14 protein-coding genes are annotated in these 16,491 nt (G+C 73.5%); 8 read left to right on the top strand and 6 right to left on the bottom strand.

Features of this window, described 5'->3' with window-relative positions; translation table 11 throughout:
• The first annotated feature begins 83 nt into the window (after positions 1-83).
• Both ACH4E7_RS06255 and ACH4E7_RS06250 read left to right on the top strand, forming a co-directional pair.
• Positions 84-611, top strand: coding sequence for a hypothetical protein (locus ACH4E7_RS06255; protein ID WP_396247813.1), 528 nt, complete (start codon positions 84-86; stop codon positions 609-611).
• A gap of 128 nt (positions 612-739) precedes the next feature.
• The gene (locus ACH4E7_RS06250; protein WP_396247812.1) at positions 740-1,486 is read left to right on the top strand and encodes an aminoacyl-tRNA hydrolase; all 747 of its coding nucleotides are present in this window, start codon (positions 740-742) and stop codon (positions 1,484-1,486) included.
• A 179-nt stretch (positions 1,487-1,665) separates the two neighbouring features.
• Here the strand turns inward: ACH4E7_RS06250 and ACH4E7_RS06245 are convergent, their stop codons facing one another.
• Genes ACH4E7_RS06245 through ACH4E7_RS06235 form a run of 3 tightly spaced genes read right to left on the bottom strand, consistent with a single transcriptional unit; the run spans position 1,666 to position 4,150 of the window.
• The gene (locus tag ACH4E7_RS06245; RefSeq protein ID WP_396247811.1) at positions 1,666-2,421 is read right to left on the bottom strand and encodes a hypothetical protein; all 756 of its coding nucleotides are present in this window, start codon (positions 2,419-2,421) and stop codon (positions 1,666-1,668) included.
• Positions 2,422-2,459: 38 nt separating this feature from the next.
• Positions 2,460-3,239, bottom strand: a complete 780-nt coding sequence (locus ACH4E7_RS06240) for a hypothetical protein (RefSeq protein ID WP_396247810.1) — start codon at positions 3,237-3,239, stop codon at positions 2,460-2,462.
• On the bottom strand, positions 3,236-4,150 hold the full coding sequence (locus ACH4E7_RS06235) for an ATP-binding cassette domain-containing protein (RefSeq protein WP_396247809.1): 915 nt from the start codon (positions 4,148-4,150) through the stop codon (positions 3,236-3,238). Before ACH4E7_RS06235 ends, ACH4E7_RS06240 begins: the two co-directional genes overlap by 4 nt.
• Positions 4,151-4,333: 183 nt before the next feature.
• Here ACH4E7_RS06235 and ACH4E7_RS06230 point away from each other — a divergent pair, with 183 nt between their 5' ends.
• Positions 4,334-5,539, top strand: a complete 1,206-nt coding sequence (locus ACH4E7_RS06230) for a sensor histidine kinase (RefSeq protein WP_396247808.1) — start codon at positions 4,334-4,336, stop codon at positions 5,537-5,539.
• Between the two features lie 44 nt (positions 5,540-5,583).
• The gene (locus ACH4E7_RS06225; protein ID WP_396247897.1) at positions 5,584-6,243 is read left to right on the top strand and encodes a response regulator; all 660 of its coding nucleotides are present in this window, start codon (positions 5,584-5,586) and stop codon (positions 6,241-6,243) included.
• A 31-nt stretch (positions 6,244-6,274) separates the two neighbouring features.
• Here the strand turns inward: ACH4E7_RS06225 and ACH4E7_RS06220 are convergent, their stop codons facing one another.
• From ACH4E7_RS06220 to modA, 3 genes are read right to left on the bottom strand one after another with little or no spacing between them, the layout of a single operon-like run.
• Positions 6,275-7,345: an ABC transporter ATP-binding protein gene (locus ACH4E7_RS06220; protein ID WP_396247807.1), complete on the bottom strand. Its 1,071-nt coding sequence runs from the start codon at positions 7,343-7,345 to the stop codon at positions 6,275-6,277.
• A gap of 17 nt (positions 7,346-7,362) precedes the next feature.
• A complete protein-coding gene (locus ACH4E7_RS06215) occupies positions 7,363-8,238 on the bottom strand; it encodes an ABC transporter permease (RefSeq protein ID WP_396247806.1) in 876 nt (291 codons plus the stop codon).
• Positions 8,235-9,080 carry a molybdate ABC transporter substrate-binding protein gene (gene modA, locus ACH4E7_RS06210; RefSeq protein ID WP_396247805.1) on the bottom strand — a complete coding sequence of 282 codons (846 nt, stop codon included), beginning with the start codon at positions 9,078-9,080 and terminating at the stop codon, positions 8,235-8,237. Before modA ends, ACH4E7_RS06215 begins: the two co-directional genes overlap by 4 nt.
• Before the next feature lie 339 nt (positions 9,081-9,419).
• Between modA and ACH4E7_RS06205 the strand changes: the two genes are divergently transcribed.
• The 4 genes from ACH4E7_RS06205 (at position 9,420) to ACH4E7_RS06190 (ending at position 16,021) form a co-directional block, all read left to right on the top strand.
• Complete coding sequence (locus ACH4E7_RS06205) at positions 9,420-10,487, top strand: RNA ligase (ATP) (protein WP_396247804.1); 1,068 nt, start codon at positions 9,420-9,422, stop codon at positions 10,485-10,487.
• Between the two features lie 138 nt (positions 10,488-10,625).
• Entirely contained in the window at positions 10,626-11,990 is a 1,365-nt protein-coding gene (locus ACH4E7_RS06200; RefSeq protein WP_396247803.1) for a cytochrome P450, read from the top strand.
• A gap of 354 nt (positions 11,991-12,344) precedes the next feature.
• A complete protein-coding gene (locus ACH4E7_RS06195; RefSeq protein WP_396247802.1) occupies positions 12,345-13,193 on the top strand; it encodes an MHYT domain-containing protein in 849 nt (282 codons plus the stop codon).
• 41 nt (positions 13,194-13,234) lie between these two features.
• Positions 13,235-16,021, top strand: a complete 2,787-nt coding sequence (locus ACH4E7_RS06190; RefSeq protein ID WP_396247801.1) for a nitrate- and nitrite sensing domain-containing protein — start codon at positions 13,235-13,237, stop codon at positions 16,019-16,021.
• Positions 16,022-16,491 lie beyond the last annotated feature (470 nt).

The following is a 16,491-nucleotide window of genomic DNA, read 5'->3' as shown; positions in this document are numbered from 1 at the left end:
GCGGGGGTCTGCGCTGAGCGGGGTCGGCCGGGGCGCCTCCGGTGAGCAGGGCGCGGTGGTGGGTGGGCGGCTAGGCTGCGGGCATGCCCGATGTGTCTGGTGCGTCCGGTCCGTCCGGTGCCTTCGCCGTGCCCGGTCCGCCCTCGGGGGAGTCGGGCGAGGATGAGCCGGTGCTGGCCCGGATCGCGCTCGGGCTGGACGGTGTGCAGGCGGCGCAGCGCGGACGGACGGCCGAGGCGCGGGCCAGCTTCGAGGCCCTGTGGGAGGCGCTGGGCGAGCGGGACGTGTTCCACCGCTGCGTCCTGGCGCACTATCTGGCCGACTTGCAGGACGACCCACGGGCCGAGCTGGAGTGGGACCGGCGGGCGCTCGCGGCCGCCGACTCGTTGACCGCCGAGCGCGCCCAGATGTACGAGTCGGCGCTCCAGGTGCGCGCCTTCTACCCCTCGCTGCATCTCAACCTGGCCTCGGACCACCTCAAGCTCGGCGAGCCCGACCTGGCGCGTGAGCAGCTGGAACGGGCGGTGCGGAGCCTGGACGCGCTGCCGGAGGACGCGTACGGCGCGGGTATCCGGGCGGCGGTGGACGAGCTGCGGCAGCGGCTGCGCTGAGCGGTTGGGCGGCTGGGCTGGGCTGGGCGGCTGGGCTGAGGGGCTGGGCTGAGGGGCTGAACGGAGCGACCGTGCTGTGTCCGGGGGCGGGCCGGGGTGGGTGACGGCGGGGCTGGCATGCTGGACGGGTGACTTCTCCGTTCGATGCCCCGACCCCTGTTCCCGCGCCCGACGGCGCTCCCGATGCCGGGGACTCACCCGCGCCCGAGGGCCGCGACGCGCGGCCGCAGTACGTGCTGCCGCTGGTCGTGCGGCTGGAGCGGGCCACGCCGCCGGGGCGGACCGACGCGCTGGAGACCTCGGCGCGGGCGGTGCTCACGCTGCTCGCCGATCCCCGGGTGACCGAGCCGGAGGGCGAGTGGGCGGAGCGGGTCACCGCCTGGGAGGACGCCCGGATCCGCAAGGTGGTCCGGCGGGCCCGGGGCGGGGAGTGGCGCCGCGCGGGGGAGCTGCCGGGCATCACCGTGCAGGGGCGGGAGGCGGAGGTGCGGGTGTTCCCGCCGGTCCCGTTGGACGGCTGGCCGAAGGAGCTCGCCAAGCTGCAGGTCTCCGGGACGGATCTGGAGGAGACGGCCGAGGTCGGTGCGCCCGAGCCGGGGCTGCCGGTGTTGTGGCTCAACCCGGAGCTGGAGATGAGCGCGGGCAAGACGATGGCGCAGACCGGGCACGCCGCTCAGCTCGCCTGGTGGCGGCTGGACGAGGCGCAGCGCAAGGAGTGGGCCGAGGCGGGTTTCGCGCTCGCGGTTCGGACGGCCTCGCCGGAGGCGTGGGAGGGGCTGGTCCGCAGCGGGCTGCCGGTGGTCCAGGACGCGGGCTTCACGGAGATCGCGCCGGGGAGCTGCACGGTGATCGCGGATCACCCGGCGCTGCGGTGACGGGTCGCAGAGGGCGGGCCGCGGAGGGCGAGTGGCGAGCGGCGAGTAACAGATGACAGCGAACGGATCACAGATTTCGAAATCTGTTATCCGTTCGCTGTTCGTTGTCCGCTGTTTGTTGTTCGCGGTCAGCCGGCCCGCGTCTACCGCCCCCGTCGTCTGTCGTCTGTCGTCCGTCGTCAGGCGCCCGAGGCCTGGTACCGCTGCATCGCCCGCCAGCCTCCGTACATTGCTGCGGCCGTCCAGAGGGCCATGATCAGCAGGCCGGTCCAGTGCCCGTAGTGGATGCCCGGTTCGGCCTGGGTGCGCGTCGCATACAGGCCGGCCCGGTCGGGCAGGAACTGGCCGACCTTACGGACGCCGGGGATCACGGCCAGCCAGGTGGTGCCGAGGAACACCATCGGGGTGAGCAGACCGAGCGCAGCGCTGAAGTTGCCCAGCATCGCGGTCAGTCCGAGGCAGATCAGCACCATCAGCGGGTGGTAGAGCACGCCGGCCAGGAAGCTGCGGCCCAGCCCGGGAGTGGACGTGTCCAGTCCGACGGTGGTGGCGACGGCCAGGAACGAGCCCGCCGTCGACAGCAGCCCGAGCAGCAGTCCCAGCCCGGCGCCGAGCAGCAGCTTGGCGCCGTACGACCGCCCGCGCCGGGGGACGGCGGTGAGCGAGGTGTTGATCATGCGGGTGTTGAACTCCTGCCCGATGAGCAGGATTCCCGTGCAGGCCACGGCGACGTGGCCGAACAGCAGCCCGTAGTAGATCCCGCCGGCCGGGTCTTCGCCGGGGGTGTGGTCCTTCGTGCCGTAGGCGATGTTGACGGCCACGGTGATGCCCACGGTCAGGGCCAGGGCGGTCAGCGGGGCCGCCCACTGCGAGGGCAGGGTGGTGAACTTGATCCGTTCGGCGCGCAGGGCGTTGGCGGCCGGTCCCAGGCTCATTCTCATCTTCCCTTCTTCCAAGGCGACTTGCCGCAGTGTCACTTCTCGCGCCGAAGGGCGCGCAGGCCGGCGTACGCCGAAGCGGCCGCCCAGAGCGCCATGATCAGCAGTCCGGTCCAGTGCCCGTACGTGACCTGCGGGTCGTCGACGTAGTGGAGCGCGTACTGGCCCGCGCGGTCGGGCAGGAACTGCGCCACCAGCCGTACCCCGGGCAGGCCGCCGAGCGCCGGCGAGGCCAGGAAGACGGTCGGGACGATCAGGCCCATGGCGGCGGTGAGGTTGCCGAACAGCGTGGTCAGCCCGAGGCAGAACACCACCAGCAGCGGTGGGTACAGCACTCCGGCGACGACGGCGCGGGTGAAGGCGGGGCCGTGCCAGTCGCCGGGGACGGTCGCCGCGTACCCCGCGAAGGCGCCCGCCGTTCCGGCCGCGCCGACGACGAGGCCGACCAGCGCACCGAGCGCGAGCTTCGCACCGTACATCCGGGCACGGCGGGGGACGGCAGTGAGGGAGACGTCGATCATGCGGGTGTTGAACTCCTGGCCGATCAGCAGGATGCCGAAGCAAGCCAGCGCGACATGGCCGAAGTTGAGCCCGTAGAAGACGCCCACGCCGGGATCGTCGACGATGTGCGGTTCCGCGCTGCCGAGTGCGGCGCCCACGGCCGTGGTGACGCCGGCGGTGAGCAGCAGGGCGAGCAGCGGGGTGAGCCAGAGCGAGCGGAGCGTGGTGAACTTGATGCGCTCGGAGCGGAGGACCTGGAGGGCTCGGGCGGCGGGGGGCGCGGACGCTCCGGGGGAGTCGATGCCGATGCTCATGCGGGCACTTCCGCGCGGTACTCGACGCTGTCGGCGGTCATCCGCATGAACGCCTCCTCCAGGGAGTCCTGTTGGACTGCGATCTCGTACAGGACGACGCCGTGCGCGGCCGCGAGTGCGGCGATCCGCTCCGGTTCGACGCCGGTCACCTCCCAGGCGCCACCGTCGACCTGGACGGCGGTGAAGTCGTGGCCGCCGCCGAACAGCGCGGCCAGCTTGTCCGGGTCCACGGCCCGCACCCGGATCCGGGTGCGGCCGTGCTGGTCGATGAACTCGGCGGTGGGGGCGTCCGCCAGCAGTCGGCCGCGGCCGATCACCACCAAGTGGTCGGCGGTGAGCGCCATTTCGCTCATCAGGTGGGAGGAGACCAGCACCGATCTTCCCTCGGCGGCCAGTTCGCGCAGGAGCGTGCGGATCCAGCGGATGCCTTCGGGGTCGAGGCCGTTCACCGGCTCGTCCAGCAGCAGTACCGCCGGGTCGCCGAGCAGCGCGGCCGCCACCCCGAGGCGCTGGCGCATGCCGAGCGAGAAGCGGCGGATGCGCCGGCCCGCGGCGTCCGTCAGGCCGACCTGGCCGAGCACCTCGTCCACCCGGCGCTCCGGCAGGCCGTTGCTGGCGGCGAGCCAGCGCAGGTGGCCGCGCGCCGTCCGGCCGCCGTGCAGGGCTTGGGCGTCCAGCAGCGCACCCACCTGCCGCAGCGGGTCGGCGAGTTCGGCGTACGGGCGGCCGGCGACGAGGGCGTGTCCGGCGGTGGGCTGTTCCAGGCCCAGGGCGAGGCGCATGGTGGTGCTCTTGCCGGCGCCGTTCGGGCCGAGGAAGCCGGTCACCAGGCCGGGTCGGACCTCGAAGGTCAGGTCGTCGACGACGCGTCGCCCGTCGTACTCCTTGGTGAGGCCCTGGATTTCGATCACGGCCGCGCTCCCCTCTGGCTGGTCCGGTGCGGGTGCCGGCGTCCTGCCGACGATCACATTCCACCGGAGCGGCGGTCCGGGCGGATCCCGCCGCGGAGTGGAGCCGCCTCCCTCCTGGGAGGGAGCGTGCCCCCGGCCCCGGGCGTGATCCCTCACCGGCCGCTGACCTGGCAGGATGGCTCGGTGACCAAGATCGCAGTGCCCAGGATCCTTGCGCCGCTGCTGGCCGGCGCCACCTATGCGCGTCTGCTGCACCTCCTGGTCGGATGGATCTTCATGGGAGTCATCCTGCTGATCTATCCGGGGACGTACGGGCTGACCGTTCCTCGGATCGTGGCGGAGGCCGCGGCCACGGATTGCGTCCTGCTGGTGCTCGTCGCCCTCATTCCGGCGGCGCGGCGGGCGGAGGGGGTCCAGGCCCGGCTGCTGCTGGTGCCCGACTGCGAGGCCGACATCGCCGACGATCCCTCCGGCAGTTGGGCCGACCGGTGGCGCACCGCGCTCTGGCTGGTCGGCCGGGTCGCGCTCGGCTCGGCCGTAGGGATGGCGACGGTGCTCGGCCTCGCCAACGGTGCCGACCTGCTGACGGGTCCGCAGGGGCCGCGCTACCTCCTGCTGCTGCCGGTGGCGCTGCTCGGCTACGGCTGGCTGGTGGTGGGTGCCGGGCGACTCCAACTCGCCATGGCGGTCCGGCTGTTGGGGCCGTCTCCGGCGGAGCGGTTGGCGGAGGCGGAGCTGCGGGCCGAACGGCTGCTGGAGCGAAACCGGTTGGCCCGCGAACTGCACGACTCCATCGGTCACGCCCTGACGGTGACGGTGCTTCAGGCCGGTGCCGCGCGGGAGGTCGGGGACGCGGCCTTCGTCGCCAAGGCGCTCGAAGTCATCGAGGAGACCGGGCGGCAGGCCATGGAGGACCTCGAACGCACCCTCGTGCTGCTGCGCGAGAGCCCTGAGGGCGCGGCCACCGAACATCCGGGCGTCGACCAGCTGCCCGCGCTCTTCGACACCGCGAGGGCGGCCGGCAGCCCGGTCGAGGCGCTGGTCGACCTGTCGGAGGGGAAGCTGCCCGGGGTGCTCTCCCGCGAGTCCTACCGGATCGTCCAGGAGGGCGTCACCAACGCGCTCAAGTACGCGCCCGGCGAGCCGGTCAGCATACGGATCGCCGTCCGGGGCGGGCAGTTGGAGCTGCGCTGCGCCAACGCGATGTCGGCGGCGGGGGGCGTCGCGGCACGGAATCCCGCCGCCGGGGCGCGCAAGGGCGGCAAGGGGCTGCGTGGCATCCGCGAGCGGGCCACGCTGCTCGGCGGGGAGGCCACGGCGGGGGCGTCGCAGGACGGCAGCGGGGAGTGGGTGCTGCATGTGCGGCTGCCCCTACGCTTGGGCTCGTGACGAATGATCTTGTGGCTGACGGTCCGACCAAGGGGGTTGCCGGGATGACCGACATCCTGCTCGCCGATGACGAGGAACTGGTTCGCGCCGGGATGCGGGCCGTCCTGGAGGCCCAGGGCGATCTGCGGGTGGTCGGCGAGGCGGCCGACGGCGCGGAGGCGGTGACCCTGGCCCGCGCGCTGCGCCCGCACGTGGTGCTGATGGATGTCCGGATGCCGGTCCTGGACGGCCTGGCGGCCACCCGCGAGCTGCTGCGCCCCGGCGCGCCGGGGGAGCGGCCGCCGCGGATCCTGGTCGTCACCACCTTCGAGAACGACGACTACGTCTACCAGGCGCTGCGCGCGGGCGCCGATGGCTTCCTGCTCAAGCGCTCCCGACCGGCCGAGATCGCCCACGCGGTACGACTGGCGGCCGCCGGCGAGTCGCTGCTGTTCCCCGCGGCGATCCGCCGCCTGGCGGCCGGGCACGGCAACCCCGGCGCCCGCGCGGCGATGGTCCGGGCGGCGCTGACCGAGCGCGAGGCGGAGGTGCTGCGGCTGATGGCCCGCGGGCTCAGCAACGGGGAGATCGCCGAGCAGCTGTTCCTCGGCGTGCAGACGGTGAAGACGCACGTCAGCAGCGTGCTGGCGAAGCTCGGCGCGCGGGACCGCACCCAGGCGGTGATCGCCGCGTACGAGTCGGGGTTCGTCGAGCCGTCGGAATGACCCCGGCGGGTCGGGTCGGCCGGCCGCGCGGTCAGGCCGGGTAGGCATGGGTCTGGGTGGCCTTGACGGAGGCCCAGACCGCCACCCCCGGCGCCAGCTCCAGCTCGGCGACCGCGGCCGGGGTGAGGTCGGCGGCCATCGGCAGGTCCCCCGACAGCTCGGCGCGCACCCGGTCGCCGTGCAGGTCCAGGCCGGTGACCTCGGCCTTCCACAGGTTGCGGGCGCTGGACCGCGGCCGTTCCCGGTACAGGGTCACCGCGGAGGGCGGGAAGGTCACGAAGGCCAGGCCGGTCAGCTCCTCCGCGGTGGACACGACCATGCCGTCCGGAAGGGCGACCCGGGAGCCGTCGGCCCGGCCCTGGTACAGGTTCAGCCCGACCAGGCGGGCGATGTAGTCGGTGCGCGGCCGCCGGGCGACCTCCGCCGGGCTGCCGGACTGCACCTCCCGGCCGTCCTCGATCACCACCAGCCGGTCGGCCAACACCATGGCGTCCAGCGGGTCGTGCGTCACCAGTACCGCCACCGCCTCGAACTCGGTCAGATGGCGCCGCAGTTGGGACCGGACGTCGAGCCGGGTGCGGGCGTCCAGGGCGGCCAGCGGCTCGTCCAGCAGGAGCAGCCGGGGACGGACGGCCAGCGCCCGGGCGAGCGCCACCCGCTGCGCCTGGCCGCCGGAGAGCCGGCCGGGGCGGACCGAGGCATGCTCGGCCAGGCCCATCCGCTCCAGCCAGGTGGCCGCCTCGGCGCGGGCCTCTCGCTTGGGGCGGCCCTGGCAGCGCGGTCCGAAGGCGACGTTGTCGAGCGCGCTGAGGTGCGGGAACAGCAGGTAGTCCTGGAACACCACACCGACCGGCCGCTCCTCGGCCGGGGTGTGCAGGCGCTGCGCCGGGTCCTCCAGCAGGTGGCCGTCCAGGCGCAGGTGGCCGCCGGTGAGCGGGAGCAGGCCGGCCAGGGCACGCAGGGCGGTGGACTTGCCGGCGCCGTTCGGGCCGAGCAGCGCGATCACCTCGCCGGGGGCGGCGGTGAGCGCGAGGTCGAGGGTGAACGCGGCGCGGTCCACCCGGAGGTGGGCGTCGAGGGTGGTGGTGTCGGTGGCGCTCATGGGCTCCGCATTCCGGGTCACGGGGTCGACATCCAGCGGTCGCGCAGGCCGACCAGGACGGCGACGGAGACCGCCAGCAGGACCAGCGACAGTGCGATCGCGGCTTCCGGGTCGGACTCCATGGCCAGGTAGACGGCCAGCGGCATGGTCTGGGTGCGGCCCGGGAAGTTGCCCGCGAAGGTGATCGTCGCGCCGAACTCGCCGAGTGCCCGGGCCCAGGCCAGGACGGCTCCGGCCGCGATCCCCGGGGCGATCATCGGCAGGGTGACCCGTCGGAACGCCGTCAGCCGGGAGGCCCCCAGGGTCGCGGCCGCCTCCTCGTAGCGGGGGTCGGCCGCCCGCAACGCGCCCTCGACGCTGATCACCAGGAAGGGCATCGCCACGAAGGCCTCGGCGATCACGACGCCGGTGGTGGTGAACGGCAGCGTGATGCCGAAGGCCGAGTCCAGCCAGGAGCCGACGATCCCGCGCCGCCCCAGCACCAGCAGGAGCGCCACACCGCCGACCACCGGCGGCAGCACCAGCGGCAGGGTGACCAATGCCCGGATCACCCGCCGGCCGGGCAGCTCGGTGCGGGCGAGCAGCCAGGCCAGCGGGACGCCGAGGACCAGCGAGACCGCGGTGGCGGTCGTCGCGCAGACCAGCGACAGCCGCAGGGCCTCCCAGACGGCGGTGCTGGTGAGCTGCTCCGACAGACCGCTCCACGGTGCCCGGACCAGCAGGCCGACCAGCGGGAGGATCAGGAACGCCAGTCCGAGCAGTGCCGGGAGCAGCAGCGTGACCGGGACGCGGTGCGCGCCCGGGCGGCGGCGCGGCAGGGCCTTCGCGGGTCCTGCCGTCGCCGGGGCGCCCTGGTCCTCGGTGCCGTCGCGGCCGGTGGTGCGGTTCTTCACGGTGCCTGGAAGCCCGCCGCGGTCAGCGCCTGCTTGGCCTCGGGCGACTGGACGTAGGCGACGAAGGCGGCCGCGCCGTCCTTGTTCGGCGCCTTGGCCAGCGCGGCGATCGGGTAGTCGTTCACGGCCTTGTCGGCCTCGGGGAAGTCCACACCGTCGATCTTCGCGGCATCGGACTGTACATCGGTCTTGTACACCAGAGAGGCGTCGACCTCGCCGAGCTCGACCTTGGTGAGCGCGCCCTTGACGTCCTGCTCCAGGGTGACCGGGGTGAGGTTGAGGCCGGCGGCCTTCAGCGCGGTCTGGGCGGCGGCGCCGCAGGGCACCTCCTTCGCGCACAGCGCGACCTTCACACCGGAGGTGGTGAGGTCCTTCAGGCCGGCGATGTGCTTGGGGTTGCCCTTGGGCACGGCGATGGTGAGGGTGTTCTTCACGAAGGTCTTCGGCTCGCCGCTGGCGCCGCCCGCGTCGGTGACGGTCTTCATGGTGGCGGGGCTGGCGGCGGCGAACACGTCCGCCGGGGCGCCGGAGTTGATGCTGGTGGCGAGGGCGGAGCTGCCGCCGAAGTTGAACGTGACCTTGGTGCCCGGGTTGGCGGCCTCGAACTTCTTGCCGAGGTCGGTGAAGGTCTCCTTGAGCGAGGCGGCGGCGAAGACGGTGATGTCGCCGTGGGCCTTCGGGGCACTGCCGGTGCCGCTGGTGCCCGCGCTGCCCGCGCTGCTGCTCGCGGTCGAGGAGGTGGAGCCGCCGTCGCTGCCGCAGGCGGTGACCCCGAGGCTGAGGGCGACGGCCGCTGCGGCGGCGACGGCGAGTCTGCGGGTGGCGGTCGTGCGGGTGCTCATCGGTGCTTCCCCTCCAGGGTGTGCGCCGGAAGGGGCGCGGAGCCCTGGCCGCAGGTGCGGCCATTACGGCGATCATAGTGCCGCAAATGCGAGTGATAAACCCTCTGTCGCTTCGCACAGGCGGGGCGGGGAAGGTGGCTCGGGCCCGCTGTGGGAAGGCTCAAACGCGCACGGACGGTTCGTGTGTGGGGGCGGTTCGGCGGGGTCGTCGGCGCCGCCGTGGAAAACCCGTCGCACCGAGGCCGGTCGAACGGTCAGAGTGTTCGCAGCCCGGTCGTACGATCGATGAGCGGTCGTGCCGGGCGCCCTTCGTTCGAGCCCAGGGGGAAGAGTCCGCCCATGTCCACACTTCGAGTCACCGCCGAGAGGCTCGTCATTCTTGAGCACCCGAACGCCGACGCCCTGGAGTTGGCGCAGGTCGGCCTCTATCGGGCGGTGATCGCGAAGGGTCTCTACCGGACCGGCGACTTCGCCCTCTACATCCCCGAACAGGCCGTCCTCCCGGATGGGTTGATCGAGGAGATCGGGCTGACCGGCAAGCTGGCCGGCTCCCGGGCGAACCGGGTGAAGGCGGTACGGCTGCGCGGAGAGCTCTCACAGGGCATCGTCTGTCGGCCCGGTGCGCTCGCCGACACCGACCTGGCCGCGGCCGCCGACCGGCGCGAGGACTTCGCCGAGCTGCTCGGGATCGTCAAGTGGCAGCCGCCGGTGCCGACGTCGATGAACGGCGACGTGGTCAGCGCGCCGGACCTGCTGCCCTGGGTGGACGTCGAGAACCTCAAGCGCTACCCCGACGTCTTCGAGCCGGGCGAGCCGGTGGTGCTCACCGAGAAGCTGCACGGCAGCTGCTGCCTGGTCACGTACACCGCCGCCACCGGGGAGGTGCAGGTCTCCTCCAAGGGGATCGGCGCGCAGGGGCTGGCGCTGGCCGAGGACGGGCGCAACCTGTACTGGCGGGCGGTGCGCGCGTACGACCTCCCGGCGGTGGCGGCCCGACTGGCCGAACGGCTGGGCGCCGAGCGGGTCGGCATCTTCGGCGAGGTGTTCGGCGAAGGCGTGCAGGACCTGACGTACGGGGCCTCCGCGCGCACCGAGCGGCCCGGGTACGCCGTATTCGACGTGTCCGCCGTGGTCGACGGGCAGCCGGCCTGGCTGCCCGCCGCCGAACTGCTGGACGGCGAGCTGCCGTTGGTGCCAGAGCTGTGGCGCGGGCCGTTCGACACCGAGACCGTGCTGGCGTACGCGCGCGGCAAGGAGAGCCACTCCGGGCGCGAACTCCACCTGCGCGAGGGCGTGGTGGTCCGGCCGGTGGCCGAGCGCTGGAGCCCGGTGCTGGGCGGGCGGGCGATCGCCAAGGTGGTCAGCGACGCCTATCTGACGCGCAAGGGCGGCACCGAGTACGAGTGATCCCGGCGCCTGTGACCGGTGCCTGCGGTTGGGGCGGGTGCGTACGATGCGCGCCCGCCCCCGCGTTTCGGCTGGACGCTTCCACGACTGAATACCCGTCAGTAAGGTTGAAGGATCGCCAGCGCAGAAGGAGTGCCGATGACCACCGCAGCCGCCGTACCCGGACCGGCCGGGAACCCCCTGGTCGGGTCGCTCTTCGCCCTCACCCGCCGTCCGCTACGCACCTACCTTGAGGCCCGTCGCGACCACGGGGACGTGGTGCGCTTCCAGGCCGGACCGCCCGGCCTGCGGGTCGAGTTCTACGCGGTCTTCTCGCCCGAGGGTGCCCACCAGGTCCTGGGCAGCGAGGCGGCCAACTTCCGCAAGGAGAACAGCTTCTACGACGAGCTGCGGACCAGCGTCGGCAACGGGCTGCTGACCAGCCAGGACGGTGACTACCAGCGCCAGCGACGGCTCATCCAGCCGCTGTTCACCCGGCGCCGGGTGGACGGCTACGCGGACGCACTCGCCCAGGAGGCGCAGGCGCTCACCGAGCGGTGGCGGGCCGTGCCGGGCGGGGTGGTGGACGCGGCGGAGGAGATGTCGCGGTTCGCGCTGCGCGCCGTCGCGCGGATCCTCTTCGGCGCCGACGTGGAGGAGGCGGTGGAGGTGGTGAACCACAACTTCCCGGTGCTCGGCGAGTACATCAAGGAGCGCGGCTTCGCGCCGGTCCGGATCCCGCGCACCTGGCCGACGCCGGGCAACCGGCGCGGCGCGGAGGCACAGCGGGCGCTGTACGAGATCTGCGACCGGATCATCGCCGAGCGGGCCGCGCGCGGGGGCGGCGACGAGGACGCGGACGACCTGCTGACCCTGCTCGGGCGGGCCCGCGGCGAGGACGGGGAGCGGCTGGATCCGTCCGAACTCCGTGACCAGGTCCTGGTGTTCCTGCTCGCCGGGCAGGAGACCACGGCCACCTCGATGGCCTTCGCGCTGCACCTGCTGGCCAAGCACCCGGAGCAGCGCAAGCTCGCGCAGGAGGAGGCGCGAACCGTCCTGGCCGGGCGGGCGCCGACGGCGGCGGACCTGGAGCGGCTGCCGTACATCACCCGGGTGCTCAAGGAGGCGATGCGGCTCTTCCCGGCGGCGGCGCTGATCGGGCGGCGGGCGGTCGAGGAGACGGTCATCGACGGGCACGTCATCCCGGCGGGGGCCCAGGTCGTGGTCGCGCCGCTGGTCACCCAGCGGCACCCGGACCACTGGGCGGAGCCGGAGCGCTTCGACCCGGACCGGTTCCTGCCGGAGGAGGAGAAGGTCCGGCACCGGTACGCCTGGTTCCCGTTCGGCGGGGGACCGCGGGCGTGCATCGGGCAGCACTTCTCGATGCTGGAGGCGGTGCTGACCCTCGGGGTGCTGCTGCGGGACTTCGAGGTGGAGGTGGTGGACCGGAGGGTGGCGCTCGTGCAGGGCATCACGCTGCGGGCGGCGAGCCCGATGCGGGTCCGGGTGACGGCGGCGGGCTGACGGGTTTCAGCGTTCAACTTTCAGCGGACAGATAACAGATTTCGAAATCTGCTATCTGTCCGCTGTCTGTTGTTCGTTGTCCGCTGTCGCTCGCCGTCGTGTCGTTCGCCTCGCCCCCATCACCGCTCGTCCGCAGCTGGGCATACGACCGGGTCATTCGAACACATCGCCCCCGCCGCGCGGGCAGCTTTTCAGATCTTCCGGTGGCCGATTCCGGCCCCTCGATAGCGTCCCAGGCACCCCAGGTCGAAAGCGCACATGCGGATGGCATATGCCTCGCGTGCAGTCCGCCCGGCCGGGGAGCCCGGGCGCACCGCGTACCGCCCCGGGCCCGACCGGTCGACCGGAGGTCCCATGGGCACCCTCAACCAGTTCAGCTTCGGCTGGCTGACCCCCGTCCTCTCGTACGTGATGGCCTGCGTCGGCGCCGCCCTCGGGCTGCGCTGCACCCTGCGGGGCCTGGCCGCGAGCGGCGCCGCCCGTCGGAACTGGCTGATCACCGCCGCCGCGGCGATCGGCTCGGGCATCTGGACCATGCACTTCGTCGCCATGTTCGGCTTCACCGTCGACGGCACCGAACTGCGCTACAACGTGCCGCTGACCGTGCTCAGCCTGGCGGTCGCGGTGCTGGTCACCGGCCTCGGCCTGACCGTGGTCTGCTACGCCAGCCACCGCGGCCTCGCCTTACTGGGCGGCGGCTTCACCACCGGGATCGGCGTCGCCGCGATGCACTACCTCGGCATGGCCGCCGTCCGGATGCACGGCGGGCTGCGCTACGACGCCGGGACGGTCGCGCTGTCCGTGCTGATCGCGGTGGGTGCCGCGACCGCCGCGCTCTGGGCCGCCGTCACCATCCGCAACGTGTACGCGGCCGCCGCCGCGTCGTTGGCCATGGGACTCGCCGTCAGCTGCATGCACTACACCGGCATGGCCGCCGTCCACGTCCAATTGGACCCCGCCCGCACCGGTCTCGGCGGGGTCAGCCCGATGGAGTTCGTCTTCCCGCTCGCCGTCGGCCTCGGCTCGTTCCTCTTCCTCGCCTCGGCCTTCGCCGCCCTCTCCCCGACCGCCCAGGAGCGCGACGGCTACCTGGTCGCGGGCGAGCTGACCATCGAGGAGTTCCCCGCGACGGCCGCCCACCCCGACGTCGAGTTCCCGGGCGCGGAAGCCCCCGACCGGTCCCGTCACCACAGCGCCGCCTGAATCCGGCCCCGAGCCCGCCCCGCCCGAAAGGCCCCTCACCCATGCGAGAAGACCGCGGTACCGCCCCCGGCGCCCGCCGGGGTGCCCACGCCGGGCCGCCCGCCCGTCCACCGCGCCCCGGCCCCTGGCTGCGCGGGCTGCGCCCCCGGACCGTCCGCGCCCGGATCATCGCCCTGCTGATGGTCCCGGTCGTCTCCGTCATCGCTCTCTGGGGCTTCGCGACCGTCACCACCGCCCAGGGCGTCTGGGACCTGCTGCGCCTGCGCGACGCCCAGCGCACCCTGCTCACCCCCGTCGCCGGGACGGTCGCCGGCCTGCAGGCCGAACGCGCCGCCGTCGGACAGCTGTTGGCCGCCCAGGGCTCTTCCCCCTCCGCTGCCCGGGAGAGCGCCCTGCGGGAGGCCGCCGACACCACCGACCGGGCGCTCGCTCCGTTGTTCCCCGACCCCCGGCACCCCGGCCAGGGCTACAACCGCGCCGACGCCCAGGGCCTCGGCGCCGACGCCGCCGCCCGCCTGGACGCCTTCGGCGCCTCCCTCACAACGCTGCCCGAGCTGCGCGCCCGGGTGCTGGCCCGGACCGTCGGCTGGCCCGAGGCGTACGCCGCGTACGGCGCGGCCGTGGACCGGGCGCTCGCCGTGTCCGGCGCCGTCGCCCCGCAGCAGGACGGCCGGGCGGCCGCCGACACCCGGGTGCTGCTGGACCTCGCCCGCTCCCGCGAACTCCTCGCCCGGGAGGACGCGTTGCTGCGCACCGCCCAGCTCTCCGGCGCGCTCGGCGACGACCAGCTGCGCGAGTTCTCCGGTGCGGCCTTCGCCCGGCGAGAGTTCGAGCAGGGCTCGGCCGCCGACCTGCGCCCCGCCGACCGGGACGCGCTGCTCGCCGTCACCGACGGCCAGGACCACCGCGAACTGGTCGGCTACGAGGAGAAGGCCCGCACCGCCGCCGACGGCCGGGCCGCCGTCGCCGCCGTGCCCGCGGACCGGTGGGCGATGGTCGCCGGGAACGTGGCCGGGGGCCTGCGCGCCGTCGAGGACCGGGCCGGACGGCTCGCCGCCGAGCGCCAGAACCCCTACGCCCTGGGCCTGTTCACTCCGGCCGGGATCGCCGTGCTGCTCGGTCTGCTCGGGGTGGTCGCCTCGCTGGTGATCTCGGTGCAGATCGGCCGTGGCCTGGTCGCCGAGCTGATCGGCCTGCGGAACTCGGCACTCGACCTCGCCGGTCGCAAACTGCCCGCCACGATCCGCAAGTTGCGCGCGGGGGAGGAGGTGGACATCGACACCGAGGTGCCCCGGCCGGTGGGTCGCGACGACGAGATCGGCCAGGTGCACCGGGCACTCGGCACCGTCCAGCGGGCGGCCGTCACGGCGGCGGTGGAACGGGCCGAGGTGCTGTCCGGGGTCTCCGGGGTGTTCGTCAACCTCGCGCGCCGCAGCCAGGTCCTGGTGCACCGCCAACTCACCCTGCTGGACGCGATGGAGCGGCGCACCGAGGACCCGTCCGAACTGGCCGACCTGTTCCGGCTGGACCACCTGACCACCCGGATGCGCCGGCACGCGGAGGGCCTGATCATCCTCTCCGGGGCCGTCCCCGGCCGGGCCTGGCGCCGGCCCGTCCCCCTGGTCGACGTGGTGCGCGCGGCCGTCTCGGAGGTCGAGGAGTACGCCCGGGTCGAGGTGCACCCGCTGCCGCGGGTCGCCGTGGTCGGCCACGCCGTCGCCGACCTCACCCACCTGGTGGCCGAACTGGTGGAGAACGCCACCGGGTTCTCCCCGCCGCACACCCGGGTGCACATCCGGGGCGAACAGGTCGGCAACGGCTACGCGCTGGAGATCGAGGACCGCGGCCTCGGCATGGGGCCGGCCCCGCTGGCCGACGCCAACCGCCGGATCGCCGCCGCCGAGCAGACCGACCTGTTCGACAGCGACCGGCTCGGTCTGTTCGTGGTCAGCCGGCTCGCCCGACGGCACGACGTCAAGGTCTCGCTGGTGACCTCCGCGTACGGCGGCACCACCGCCGTGGTCCTGCTGCCCACCGGGGTGCTGGCCGACGAGCGGGACGGCAGGGAGCAACTCTTCGAGCCGGTGCCGGAGTTGGACGTCGTGACCGCCCCGGAGGGTCCGGTCGCCGCGTCGTGGCCGGAGCCGGCACCGCTCCCGGCCGAGGAGCCGTCCTTCCCCGGCGACGGGGTGACGGAGATCGAGCTTCCGGCGGCGGGTGGGCCGCTGCCGGAGGGCGGGGCGCTGCTGCCCTTCGGCGTCCGGGGCGACGACCCCGGGCCGGTGCGCCGCACCCCCTTCCGGGCCTCCGGTGCCCGGACGGCCGGACCGGCTGCGGACGGGGGCCCGGGTGCCGCCTCCCGTCCGCAGTCCGGTCCGCCGCAGCCGTACCGTACGGCGGCCGCGCCGGTGGCCCAGGTGGCTGAGGTAGCCGCCGGGCAGGTCGGCGGGGAGACGGCCCCGACGGCGCAACCCGGCGACGGGCCCGAGGAGTTGCCGCGCCGAGTCCGGCAGGCGAGCCTGGTGCCCCAACTGCGCGAGGCCCCGGCCGATACGGGCCCGCGCAGCCGCCGGATCGCGGCCTCCGGAGCCGGTGCGGCGCTCGCGAGCCGCAGCCCGGAGGCAGCGCGGGCGGCGATGTCCGCATTCCAGAGCGGCTGGGCGCGCGGACTGCGCCCCGACCGGCGGCCCGAGGAACCGCCGACCGACCCCGCCCGGCCCCGGCCGCTGCACCACCACCCGTCCTCACCCCGACCCGAAGGAGACCGTCCGGTGCGACACGAAGTCGCTCCTTTTCAAGTGAACGGCCCAGCCGAGGAAGGCGGGTGATCTGGGTCGTTTCGGATCAGTGTCCGTAGGTCCGTCCCCACGTCCGCATGCGTCGCTGGTAACGGCGGGGTGTGAAGCCGGACGGGTCAAGCTCAAGAGCGCCTCGCGCCATCGAGGGGCAACAAGCAAAGGGGAAGACTGGACGGGTTAATGCGAATGAACCCTTGATGACGTCTCGTTATCTCCAAACCGCGCTGATGGTGTGCAATCGGCGGTTAGAAGGACCTGATGCGGAGGAGTATCGGACGGCCTGGGCTGCTACGCGGGCAAGCTCGGGTAGGACACCGTCGGTCCCGGGATTAAGAGGGAGCCCTAACCCAGTCGCAACTTGAAGGAGTGGAACGTGGGAACCCCGTCAGGGTCCGGACTTCCGTCCGGTAAGCCGGAGGCAACGAAGGCCCAATCCCCTGGCGGGAAGACGATGGTCCGAGAAGCGAATGCCGATGGGGCGAAAGCCCAGGGGAAACGAC

The sequence above is a fragment of the Kitasatospora sp. NPDC018058 genome (assembly GCF_044327205.1).
Classification (GTDB): domain Bacteria; phylum Actinomycetota; class Actinomycetes; order Streptomycetales; family Streptomycetaceae; genus Kitasatospora.
The sequence above is the reverse complement of the archived record's forward strand: the minus strand, read 5'-3'. Positions and strand labels throughout refer to the sequence as shown.

Coding starts and splice junctions, on each gene's coding strand:
- ACH4E7_RS06255 (WP_396247813.1), top strand. CDS start 84: ATGCCCGATGTGTCTGGTGCGTCCGGTCCGTCCGGTGCCTTCGCCGTG.
- ACH4E7_RS06245 (WP_396247811.1), bottom strand. CDS start 2,421: ATGAGCCTGGGACCGGCCGCCAACGCCCTGCGCGCCGAACGGATCAAG.
- ACH4E7_RS06240 (WP_396247810.1), bottom strand. CDS start 3,239: ATGAGCATCGGCATCGACTCCCCCGGAGCGTCCGCGCCCCCCGCCGCC.
- ACH4E7_RS06225 (WP_396247897.1), top strand. CDS start 5,584: ATGACCGACATCCTGCTCGCCGATGACGAGGAACTGGTTCGCGCCGGG.
- ACH4E7_RS06220 (WP_396247807.1), bottom strand. CDS start 7,345: ATGAGCGCCACCGACACCACCACCCTCGACGCCCACCTCCGGGTGGAC.
- modA (WP_396247805.1), bottom strand. CDS start 9,080: ATGAGCACCCGCACGACCGCCACCCGCAGACTCGCCGTCGCCGCCGCA.
- ACH4E7_RS06205 (WP_396247804.1), top strand. CDS start 9,420: ATGTCCACACTTCGAGTCACCGCCGAGAGGCTCGTCATTCTTGAGCAC.
- ACH4E7_RS06200 (WP_396247803.1), top strand. CDS start 10,626: ATGACCACCGCAGCCGCCGTACCCGGACCGGCCGGGAACCCCCTGGTC.
- ACH4E7_RS06195 (WP_396247802.1), top strand. CDS start 12,345: ATGGGCACCCTCAACCAGTTCAGCTTCGGCTGGCTGACCCCCGTCCTC.
- ACH4E7_RS06190 (WP_396247801.1), top strand. CDS start 13,235: ATGCGAGAAGACCGCGGTACCGCCCCCGGCGCCCGCCGGGGTGCCCAC.